Source organism: Nodosilinea sp. E11 (genome assembly GCF_032813545.1).
GTDB lineage: Bacteria > Cyanobacteriota > Cyanobacteriia > Phormidesmidales > Phormidesmidaceae > Nodosilinea.
The window spans coordinates 332217-343213 of the sequence record NZ_CP136514.1 but is presented as its reverse complement, the minus strand read 5'-3'; the positions used below and the strand labels follow the sequence as shown (position 1 = coordinate 343213).

Sequence of the window (10997 nt, the reverse complement as noted above, 5' to 3'; positions counted from 1 at the left end):
ATTCTTTCAAGAAATTACCTAGCAAAGATCTGTGCTACCTAGGCTTTGAATAACGCAGGTTTGCTCCCGCGCACTGATGTTGCGCTCTGGGATGATCAATCAGCGTGAAAACCTTACAAACCCGGTTTACTTGTATCGAAGAGCAGGGCAATTTCTTTCTGAGCCTGTGGCCCCACCGATTTGATTATATTTGGGCAGAACAAACTGCCCCCAGTGAGAAGCCAGTATGGCAGACTGAGTCGCGCCACCCGCTCAGCGATCGCCTGATTGTGCAAGGGGGCTTTCTCTATGGAGTGCGCTTTGGTCGGACAACGAAGTATGTGCTTATTGATATTGACCAAGGGAGCCGATACCACCCTGCTGCTGACCCCCAGGCGCTGCGCCGTATTCAGAATGCACTGGAGCCTTTGGGGTTGCCGTCGTGCATCATGGTCACATCGAGCTATAGCGGCGGTCTGCACCTCTACTTTCCCTTTAATCAGCCACAGGTAAGTTGGGAGATTGCTCTGGGGGTAACTACGCTGCTGCATAATGCCGGGCTCACATGTGCGTCAGGCCAGCTCGAGGTGTTTCCAAACCCGAGGAAGTTTTCTGCTCCGGGTACTAATAAGATTTCTCTCTATGCGGCTCACAGGCTACCGCTCCAGGCGGGGTCATATATTCTTAACAGCGATCTTGAACCAATTTATAGCTCGCAAGAGCGGTTTGCGGAGCTATGGCATCACACAAGTGGCCACAACACGATTGATAGTCAGTTACTCAAGCAAACTCTCAAGAGTGCACGGCGGCAGGAATATCAGGTCACTATCAAGGCCGAGAAGTTTCTCAATGACCTAAATGCTGAGATTGAGCCTGGGTGGACTGGGCCAGGCCTGACGAACCGTCTGCTTGGCAGAATTGCGATGCGGAGCTATGTGTTTGGACATGTGCTCTATGCTCAGGCACCGCTGGTAGGGGAGGTGCTGGTGACAGATATCGTTCGGGTGGCGCGAGAGCTGCCAGGGTTTTATGAGTGGAGCAACCATGTCCATGAGATTGAGGAGAAGGCCAAAGATTGGGCCAGGGCGGTGGAGCAGAGCCACTATTACCCCTACGGCGTGAACAGAGTTCCCAAAGCACCTGTTATCTCTGGGCTCTCGACTTATAACGAGGAGAAAGCAAAACAGGCTAGGGAAAAGATTCGAGTAGCGATCGCTACTCTGCTTGACGAAGGCCAGCTCCCCATTACCGTCAAAGAGCGATTCATAATGCTGACCAAGCGGTTTGCGATTGGTGGACCAACTCTCTATAAGAACAAAGACCTGTGGCACCCAAATTATCTGCGTGAAGCTAATTCTAGGGAAATTCCCCCAGCCCCCCCGGTTAATTTAGAGATGACTTCGGGGCACGAGCGCTTTGAGGCGCTCAGCCCCGAAAGTCACCCAAGCTTATTGGTAGCAGAGGGGTGTAACCCTTTGCTACGTAAGGGCGGTGGCGATCGCGATGAGGCGGATAGGCAGCTCGAGGTGTGTAACGCGGAATCAGTACAGCTTTCGCTGGTTCAAATCAGGGAGGCGATCGCCACCGCCCAATCGCAGCGGCGGCAGCACCAGGCCCAGACAGCGGCGGCTCACTGCCAGATGAAGCAGCAGGTGGCCCAGCAGGCAATGGTTGACCGTATGAAGGGATATTTGGCCTCTGAGGACCCTATTTTGATGGGTGAGGCGTTGAGGTGGCTGCGATCGCACCCAGAGCACCGAGAGCTATTGCTGTAGGGGGCACTAACGCGCAACAGGTTGCACAGCATAAGTTTGATGAGCTGGTGAGCAGCTTAACTCGTTATGTAAGTGATTAGAGAGAATCACCATACCAACCTCTCAGACCCAGCCGCGATCGCACCATTTCTAACCCGTCTGATTGGTCAGATGAGGGGTATTTGACTTAGGAAAAGGACAGAGGTTATTTAAAGGATTGGAACCCCTGTTTTAGAGTCAGTGTCAGCGGGGCAAACCCAATTATCTTTACCATGCCAGATCTGCTCAAACTTCCAGCGGGTAGCAGAGCTGATATTGCGGTCTAGCAGCTTAATAGCCTCGATGTGGTGAGGAAGCGCTGGGTTAAAGTACTTGGCAACATTCACGAAACTCAGAGGTTGATCTCCTCCCTGGCCATTGAGCCAAACGTTATCAAAAGCAAGTAAGGCACCCTGAGAGGTCATGTTATATTCCCTCTGCAAAAAGACTAATGCCCTATTTGGATCCTTAGCTTCACCAGCACTGTAAATACGTTTGTAGTCTGAGAAAAAATCTAGGAGAGACATACTAGCAGGCTCCATAGCTTAATAACTCAATAGTAATGAATAAAGTCTGATACTTCCTGAACTGCTACAAAAAGTAACTGGGGTACGAGCTGGATTTTGGCTTTTCTCGTCTCAAGAAATAGCATGAGTGGACTGTGCCCACGCTTCCCTATGGCCTTCCCCGTCCCCGGCGATGCCCTTGAGCAAAGCCTAGACCTCAACCAACACCTGATCCACAACCCCGCCGCGACCTTCTTCATGCGGGCGGGTCGAGGGAGATATGGCAGCTGACCAGGAGGTGCAACCAGGAGATTTGCTAGTGGTGGATCGCTCTGTGGCCGCTCAGGATGGCTCTCTGGTGATGGCTGCGTTGGCCTTTTAGGCCGGTCTTTGACCATCGCAGGTGCGCTCCAAGTCCTCAAAGTCCAAAAGCACCACTAGAACGGCCTGGCGCAGCTTGGGAACCCCTTGCGCCGGGTTAGAGGCGTAAAATAGCGTTTCCTGCGTTGGTCGCCCATAGAGGATTTGTCAAAGCAAAAAGTTTTTCTGAAAGGGTTTAGCGATCGCAGCCAAAAGCTAATGCTCGATCTGCATTAAGCAAACCGAGCACCAAACTTGTTTAGTTACATCAAAGGCCAAAGACAGATTTAACTCTCTTCTGCTTTGATGCGTTTGCTCAACTAAGCTTTAACTAGTTGAACCCTAGAGGTTATCTGCCCAGTATGGGCGATTTGTATCAAATAAGCTCTTGGGCACCATCGCATGGATAATCAAGGTGCGATCAACCGCTTCAGCTACTTCATAATCAACCCCAATACTAGATAGGGAATAAGCATCTTCGACGTTCAAACCCTTCTCTCTACCTAGAAAGTCGATGGTTTCATGGACCGCCAGCTTGAGGGCTTCATCCAGATCGGTATGCAGTCCCATCGGAATGTAGTGAGTGGGAGTCTCCACGAAGGGGCCAGTCATATCGGTTCCTGCCCCCTTGTGGAGGATGAACTGAAATGTGGGAGTTGATGATACCTCCACAGCAGTCAAATTGACCTCTCCATCACCTTGAGCAGCATGTCCATCGCCCGTAGAAAAAAGTGCACCCTTAGCTAAAACTGGAAGATAAAGTGTTGAACCCTTCCTCAATTCTTTCAAGTCGATATTGCCACCCCACTTCGCTGGAGGTACGGAACTCACCATGCCTTCTTCCTTTGGTGGGGCAACTGCCATGATGCCCATGAAAGGATCCAGAGGTACATTGATGCCCTCAGCAAACAGGGCAGTGGTTTTATCGTCATCGAAGGGAATCACCCGCATTGTTGGCTCTGGCAAGAGATCAGGCAAAACGCCAAAACCAGGTCTAGTCAGGTTCGTGCCGTAGGGAGTGCGTAGTTCAATGTCGAGCACTCGAACTTCTAACATGTCACCAGGTTCAGCCCCCTCAATGTAAATTGGTCCCGTGATTACATGAGGTCCCATATTGGGAATTTTCTCTTCCTCAAACTGAACACTGGTCATCTCAGGCAAAACATCCTTCTCAGCAAAGCCATGCTGTTCAAAGAATGCAACGGGTTCAGCTCCTGGTGGAACCCCTGCTAACGATACCGTGTCAATACGAACGACATCTCCTGACGCTACGGTAAGTACCGGAGTCACATCTGCCGAGAAATAACCCCAAACTACGGTATCTGGAGATGACTTCAGCACTTTGGTGGTTTGGGTATAGCCAGGCTGAATGTCTAGTTGCCCAATGAATATGACTAGACAAGTGAAACAAGTAAACAGGAAAACGAACGGTGTCAAATACTTACGATTCTGGAACATGGGTGACAAAAATAGCGACAAAACTTGGACAGAATGATAACTAATCCTATGAAAAAGCCAGTGTCTGTTTAGAGGCTGAATCGAATTAGAGATTTTAAGCAGGACATGCCGACTAATCATTCAATTCTGTTACAACGATTCAAGCGAGTCGAAGACACACAAAATCTTGGTTCTTGCTAGGACGAAAGGACAGCTCAATCTTTATTCTGAAAAACTTGGTGTCCAAAGATTCATAACCTATTGCCTTCATTCGGCGATGTAACGGATGTCACAGAATTCAAAATCTCATGATTATTCGAAAATCAGCCATAATAACGGCTTCATCTAAACCTATGCTTTGTCGTCAGTGCATCTACGTTATGTAATGAGTAATACTGCTTGTTTTGAAGGGTGACATGAAAACTGGGAACTACTCCTTCACCCAGTTATGAGCATTTCTATATGGCTCTAGTGAAATTGAGCCAATGGTCAAAAAATGGGCATCTGATCAAAATTTCAAGGGCTCAGTGGGCTGAAGGTAACGTGAAATAAGGGTTGCGGCAAAGATGCACGTATCTGAATATCTACTTCTCAAGATGAGCCTTGTAAGGCTGAGATGTATCCGATTAGCTCAGTACAGATTCAAGTTGTTGCTCAGATTCGCTCAATACATAATTTGATGGGTGGCTTGAGTTAGATCAGTACGTGGATTGTGGAGGCAGATTTCTACTTTTGGTAGATTGTCTCTCTGGTTGTTCTATTTGAAATCTGAATCTCTCTTATCTACACTGAATCATCCGCCCAACCACAATACCCACAGTCCCAGTGGATCCGTCCATCAGGCGATCGCGGTACTGGCCTCTCATAGTTAGGGCACCGCTCAGTAAACAGCGGATGGGTATCTGGCATCTCCAAACGCTGCTCCAGACTCAGCCGCTGCACCGGCTCCAAAATCAACTCACCATCGTAGAGAACCCCTTGCGCCGGGTTCAAGGCGTAAAATAGCGTTTCCTGCGTTGGTTGATTAGAGAGAATGTGCCATACATGGATAATGGTGGCAAAGAGCTTCTAGAGTTTATATCGGCCAGCTTGGGATATCTAAACTCTATTTGTGTAGATTACTAAAACAATTACCATTAAATAAATGGACGACATTCAACCGCGCAGTGAAGCTGAAGACTACAGTAAGTTTGTTCCTTTTTCAGCCCGCATGATGGCTGCTATGAGAGCCCGCGAGTCTAGCCGAGAGGACCGGCTGTTTCATGACCCGTTTGCAGAGTTGTTGGCTGGGGAAGAGGCTTTTCAGAGAGTTGACCAACAACTTACTCCGCAGGATCAAGCCTATGTTGCTGTTCGTACTCGATTCTTTGATAATTTACTTTCTCATTCTAAGGCGAATCAAGTCGTCCTTTTAGCATCAGGGTTAGATACTCGTGCCTACCGGTATCCCTGGCATCCAGGCACTGATGTGTATGAACTCGACTATCCAGAAGTCTTGTCTTATAAAATAAGACTTCTGGAAAATACACCCCCAACCTGTAAGCATCATCCGATTCCTGCTGATTTGACTCAGTCATGGAAAGAAAAATTGTTGGAATCAGGATATCAACCCGATGCGCCATCAGCTTGGTTGATTGAGGGACTGCTTATGTACTTAATGGAAGAACAAGTTCATGCTCTTTTAGGAGTAGTGTCTGAATTGTCATCAGCAAGCAGTTGGCTTGGAGTTGATATGATCAATGTCAAAGGCGTAGATTATGGCCCTTATGAAGGATATTTCCGTTTTGGGTGTGATATTCCAGAAGAGCTTCTACTTGAATATGGATGGCAAGCCGAAGTGTTTCAGCCTAGTGATGAAGGCGCAAACTTTGGGCGCTACACAGAGCAGTACTCTGCTCGGGAGGTACCTGATGTAATGAGAGCTTTTTTAGTCAAGGCACAAAAAACAAACAGTCCACTTCAACACTAAGATGACTTGTCCAGGGCAGAGAGTAACCTCGGCTACTCCTTTCGCGGATGTGTTCTGAGCAAGATGGAATTGCCTCTAAATCGAATTATCCGCCCAACCGTATTCAGCACACTAAAACATCGACCAGGTCAAGCCCGCATTGCTTGAGCAGGCTTACCAGGGCATCAACTGCGCGATCGCAGACCTAAAGCATGTTTGACATGCCTGCACCCTCGGCGGGGCTTGGGGTGGGGGTTTTGTGGAACAGGTTGGTAGAGAGTAAGGGTGGTGCGAGAGCACGGCCCTTGTTCCCCCAACGAGGGTGCTGTTCTGGGGGATATGGGATGATGAAATTGAGCTAGCCAAGAATGTTTCAGATTTTCTGTGGCCCTCTTGCTTAGTGGTGCAGAAAACTTCTGAAACCAGCAAACTCGTTGTTCTGGGACTGGTCTACTAGGCGGTGATGGGTAAAATGGGTGCAGTGCAACTACTCCAAAGCCATGGATTGTCCTCACTGCCAAAGCCGCCAGGTTGTAAAGAATGGGCGGGAATCGCTCTCAGTCGGTGTGCTCCTCCAGCGCTATGGCTGCAACGACTGCGGCAAGTGATTTAATGAGCGCACCGGCACCCCGATGGCCCGGCTCCGGACTCCCAGCTCCGTGGTGGCTACGGCATTGAATAGCCGCACCGAAGGAATGGGCGCACGAGCGGCAGGCCGCACTTTCGGTAAATCTCATTCTACAATTCTGTGCTGGGAAGAGCGTCTGGCGAATCAGGTTGAGGCCTGGTCACCCACGGCACCAGCAGATCGAGAGGTGACGCTAGAAGGGGATGAGGTGTACACTCGCGTCGGCGAAAACCGTCCCCCCCGCTAGCTCAGAAGGCTGGACGATCCACTGTATTGAACGCAGCAGTCGCTACTGGGTCTCGGCGATGGCGGGTCATAAGGATGAACTGCTGTTTCAGCGGGGAACGCAGCAGGCCTGGCAGTGGGCACAAGCCTGTCCTTATATTCGGTGGTTCACTGACGGTGAGCGGCGCTACGCCCAAGCGTTGTGGGACTTGGCCAGTATCTATCTAGCGCTTCGCGATTGTCTGGGAACCTACCGCACTCGAAAAGTCTGGCGAGAAGGATTGGAAGTAGCGATGAAAATTAAGGGGTCTCAAGGCCAACGGCGTGTGGTTTGGGCTAAGACGGAGCATCCCTTTACTGTCATTAGCCCTATAGCGGAGGTGCATGCGAATCATAACGAGGCCCAGAATGCGGCCCTGAGACGACGCTGTAGTGCCTATCGGCGGCGTCAGAATCTCTATGCTAAGACTCGGGCAGGGTTGCAGCGCGTCTTAGATGTCCAACGAATCATCCACAATTGGGTGAGACCGCACTGGGGATTAGGGAAACGGACGACTCCGGCAATGGCGATAGGCCTCTGCTCTCGACCCTTATCAACCCAGGAAATCCTCTGCATGAGAGGGTTTCGACATATCTCCTCTTAACAAACCAGTGCCCTCAATGGCAATTCGTCGCTCACCCGCTACACCCGCCGCTTGGCGGCATCGTTTCGGGGTGAAGATCCTCATTGCTCTGACTTTCATCCCGACGCTCCCCTTCGGGAAAGTGCGGGGCTTCCCACCGACTAGCTAAATCACGACAGAAACTACCCCATCAATCAACCTTTAGATCAAGACAATCGCGAACCTGGCTCTCTACGATAGAACCTGTACGCTTCTTTTGATTTAAATTGCTATGGGTTTGCGCGGTCGCTTCAATCAGCTTAGTGGACAGACCCGCTTTGTCGTATGTCGCATCTTTGTGCATCTCTCGGGCCGAGAAATAGCACCACTCCTGGGTGTGCTCAATCAAGCAGCACGGGAGGTGATCGATTCAGAAGGTGACATGCAAGTGTTGGGCAAGCAACTCGTGCGGGTTTGTGAAAGCTTGCTGGAGTATGAAACGTTTTGGCAATCGGCAGCCAATGAAGGAGATGTTGTTTGGGATGAGGGCGAAGCTGGAGATTACGTCAGCGAACTGTTTACCGATTCGGCTGGACGTTATGGTAGCGCCATAGATCTTGACTCAAATGGAAGTGAGGATTTCGCAATTCCCATGACACAAAATGTGGTTGTCATGCTTGCAGTTGCCTTTGAAGGCGAAGTGCCTGAATTAGAATCCAGTCTAGCCGATATTACTGCTTTAAAGGCAGGCTTAAAATCTCTCATCGACTTAAACTATAGAGGAACTTTAAGAGCAATTCAAATACATTTTTCTCCGGCTCAATTGGGAGATGAACTCACATCAGATCAACTGATTGAGAGCTTCCCTGAACTCATTCCGCTCTAGTTTTTCTGATTCACGACGCTTCTCCCTTAACTACAATGATACGCAAACTTTCTGTTTCCTTAATAGCATTAACTCTAGTGTGGTCGTCGGTTGCCTGCTCTAGCCTAGACTACTCCGCTTTGCAACCCACACCGCAACTCCCGCAAGAAACAACTGTTCCTGCTGCTGCTAGCTCAATTACAGACGGAGTTTATCCTGTGCAGCAGGCTACCTACGATGATAGTTTGGGTGAATACAGTCTAATATTACTCAACACTGGGCCTGGACAGTCGATGTTTCGCAGCGCCAATTTGCCCTTAGCCCGTCTAACAGACGAAGAGATCTCTGCTGGCAAATCGAGTGAACTGCGCGTTGAAAATGGACAACCCGCACTGTATCTAACACCCGACTTTCGAATTGAATACGTTCACAACGTTACTGCAACTCAAACCGATCCGCAGTCTGGACAGGAAGAAGTCGTCATTATTCGTCAAGAGCCAAGCTTTTGGACACCATTTGCAGGAGGGCTAGCAGGTCAGGCGGTCGGTAGCTTACTCTTCCGTCCGCACTACTACATGCCGCCAATTTATCGACCGGGTGTAGCACTGGTTGGCCATGGCGGTTATGGACGAAGCTATAACGAAGCCGTTTCGCACTATCAGTCACGCCACCAAGCACCTCCTGCTGAATATCGGAATCGCCAGTTTCGAGCAAGTGGCAGGCTACGTTCGACCGGCAGCACTGCCCCACGGGTTAACACCAACAGACCTTCAGGCAGTGGCGTCGGCAACAGCAATCTGCGACGTAATAATCGACAGCCTGAGCGTGCTCGGCCTTCAAGCGGTGGTTTTGGTAGTTCACGACGTTCGGCCCCACGTCGTAGCTCTGGTCGTAGACGGCGATAATACCTTTCAAACCCCTTGGGAGCCAGCGGTCTTCGAGCCCCTGCGCTAACTCATCCCCCGAGGCTCCACCATCCAGTTTCGCCAAGCCGACACTGACCGCTATGGGCGTATGGTGGCAGAACTCTATGCGGGTGGCCAGAACATGAACCTAAAGATGGTGCGCGAGGGCTATGCGGTAGTGTATACCCAGTTCCTGCGGAGTTGCCCCTAGACCCAAGGCCAGTTACTCGCCGCCGAGGCCCAGGCCCGGCAGCAGCGGTTGAACTTTTGAAACCAGCAAAATCCTGTGATGCCGTGGGACTATCGGTGGAGCAATCGGTCATAGCGCTGCACCAGAGCCAGCGGCAGAACTGCCCAAAGAAAGCGCGATCGCCCTAGCTGATACCAAAGACCTCACCCCTAGCCGCGCCGCCGCCAAAGGTAGCTGTGAATGCTCTTACGATGCTGACTGCCTGACACATCTTTATACGGCCTCCCAGGGTGGTAGTTGGCAGCACAAGGACTGGATTCTAGAGAACCAGATGCGGTCATAGTACCGGACTTCAGCTTTTTTAGAGGCAAAGCAGGGTTCAGGGTCAACGGTGAATAGGGGGATGGGTTTGAGCAACGAACGCCCTTTGTTGACGGCTCCTTTGAGCCAGCGCAGGCCAATTTTGAGGTAACTGATGCCCCGAGTCCAATGAGGGTCAACCTGAGTGCGGAGGCCATCGAGCTGAACGGCCATGCCCTGGGTGGTGCCATAGAGGATGGCGACAGCCGCTACGAGATAGAGTCGTTCGAGGGCTGGAGCCGAGCGAATGCCGGAGGCTTCTAGCTCAAAGACCCCGGATTTTGAATCGAGGAAAAGCTCCTCGACTCGAAACCGAAGGGCATACTGCCACAGGGTATTGAGGGACGGCGGCTCATCGGTGATGACAGCCCAGGGCTCCTTGACGCCTTTGACGTTAGCCAGCACCAGGTTGCAGCGCCAGCGACCATCCGTCCACAGACCAATGCCCTCATAGAAACGGGCTTCGCCCTTGGGGGGCCACAGATAGCCGACTTCAATGGGATGACGGCGGGGGCCATGGACCACCACATCACTGGGTAAGCGCAAACAATAGTGCCAACGACTTTGGCTTAACCACTCCAGCAGGTCATGGTTGGCAAACCCTCGGTCGGCTAACAGCATCACATCAGGGTAGGGCTGCAACAGCCGATGGGCCAACCGCAACAGGGGGAGATATCGCTCCGTACTGACGGTGGCACTCGAATGCTCCAAAACCCGCCACAGCAGGGGCACCGCTCGTCCGCAGCAGGTCACCGACAAGTGAATCATGCAGTAGCGATTCCACAGCACCGTGGTATCGAGCGCCAAGTAGAGTCGTCGCCCTTTCCACCGATGGATGGCCGCTAGCACCAACGGCACGTACAGACTTTTGACCCGGACCCGACGATTGCCCATGAAGCGCTGCCATCGTCGTTCGGTGCTTTGCGCCTGGCGGGCGCGACTGGGTACATACGATTCCCACTCCGGTAGGCTCAACTGACCACTGCACACCAGCGCGGTCACCATCCAAGCCAGCGCCTTGAGGTGCCGCAGGTCACGGCGATGGCTATATTGACGCAGCAGTGGCAGCACTTGATCATAGAGGCAGGTGGTGGCTGACATGGTACAGACCCTGAGATGACGCAAATTTCAGCGTCTCATGTCACCTCACCCTTTTCCCCTCGCGTCACGAGGTTTCAAGCCTTTCACCTACTTCTGTC

The 10997-nt window shown here is 51.2% G+C and carries 8 protein-coding genes and 1 pseudogene; 6 read left to right on the top strand and 3 right to left on the bottom strand.

Going from position 1 to position 10997, the window contains the following annotated elements:
- Positions 1 to 104 precede the first annotated feature (104 nt).
- Positions 105 to 1754, top strand: coding sequence for a hypothetical protein (locus tag RRF56_RS01395; RefSeq protein WP_317033619.1), 1650 nt, complete (start codon positions 105 to 107; stop codon positions 1752 to 1754).
- Positions 1755 to 1942: 188 nt separating this feature from the next.
- Here the strand turns inward: RRF56_RS01395 and RRF56_RS01390 are convergent, their stop codons facing one another.
- Entirely contained in the window at positions 1943 to 2299 is a 357-nt protein-coding gene (locus tag RRF56_RS01390) for a hypothetical protein (protein WP_317033618.1), read from the bottom strand.
- 681 nt (positions 2300 to 2980) lie between these two features.
- Complete coding sequence (locus RRF56_RS01385) at positions 2981 to 4096, bottom strand: acetamidase/formamidase family protein (RefSeq protein WP_317033617.1); 1116 nt, start codon at positions 4094 to 4096, stop codon at positions 2981 to 2983.
- 1123 nt (positions 4097 to 5219) lie between these two features.
- Between RRF56_RS01385 and RRF56_RS01380 the strand changes: the two genes are divergently transcribed.
- The 5 genes and pseudogenes from RRF56_RS01380 (at position 5220) to RRF56_RS26270 (ending at position 9459) form a co-directional block, all read left to right on the top strand.
- Entirely contained in the window at positions 5220 to 6044 is an 825-nt protein-coding gene (locus tag RRF56_RS01380) for an SAM-dependent methyltransferase (protein ID WP_317033616.1), read from the top strand.
- Between the two features lie 479 nt (positions 6045 to 6523).
- Positions 6524 to 7520, top strand: a pseudogene (locus RRF56_RS01375) (transposase).
- Between the two features lie 256 nt (positions 7521 to 7776).
- Positions 7777 to 8364 carry a DUF1517 domain-containing protein gene (locus RRF56_RS01370; protein WP_317033734.1) on the top strand — a complete coding sequence of 196 codons (588 nt, stop codon included), beginning with the start codon at positions 7777 to 7779 and terminating at the stop codon, positions 8362 to 8364.
- Positions 8365 to 8967: 603 nt separating this feature from the next.
- Positions 8968 to 9297 (top strand): hypothetical protein, encoded by a 330-nt coding sequence (locus RRF56_RS01365; protein WP_317033615.1) that lies wholly within the window; start codon positions 8968 to 8970, stop codon positions 9295 to 9297.
- 3 nt (positions 9298 to 9300) lie between these two features.
- Positions 9301 to 9459, top strand: coding sequence for a thermonuclease family protein (locus tag RRF56_RS26270; RefSeq protein WP_410510483.1), 159 nt, complete (start codon positions 9301 to 9303; stop codon positions 9457 to 9459).
- Positions 9460 to 9711: 252 nt separating this feature from the next.
- On the opposite strand, the gene RRF56_RS01360 is transcribed toward RRF56_RS26270, so the two are convergent.
- Positions 9712 to 10899, bottom strand: coding sequence for a transposase (locus tag RRF56_RS01360; RefSeq protein ID WP_317033614.1), 1188 nt, complete (start codon positions 10897 to 10899; stop codon positions 9712 to 9714).
- Positions 10900 to 10997 lie beyond the last annotated feature (98 nt).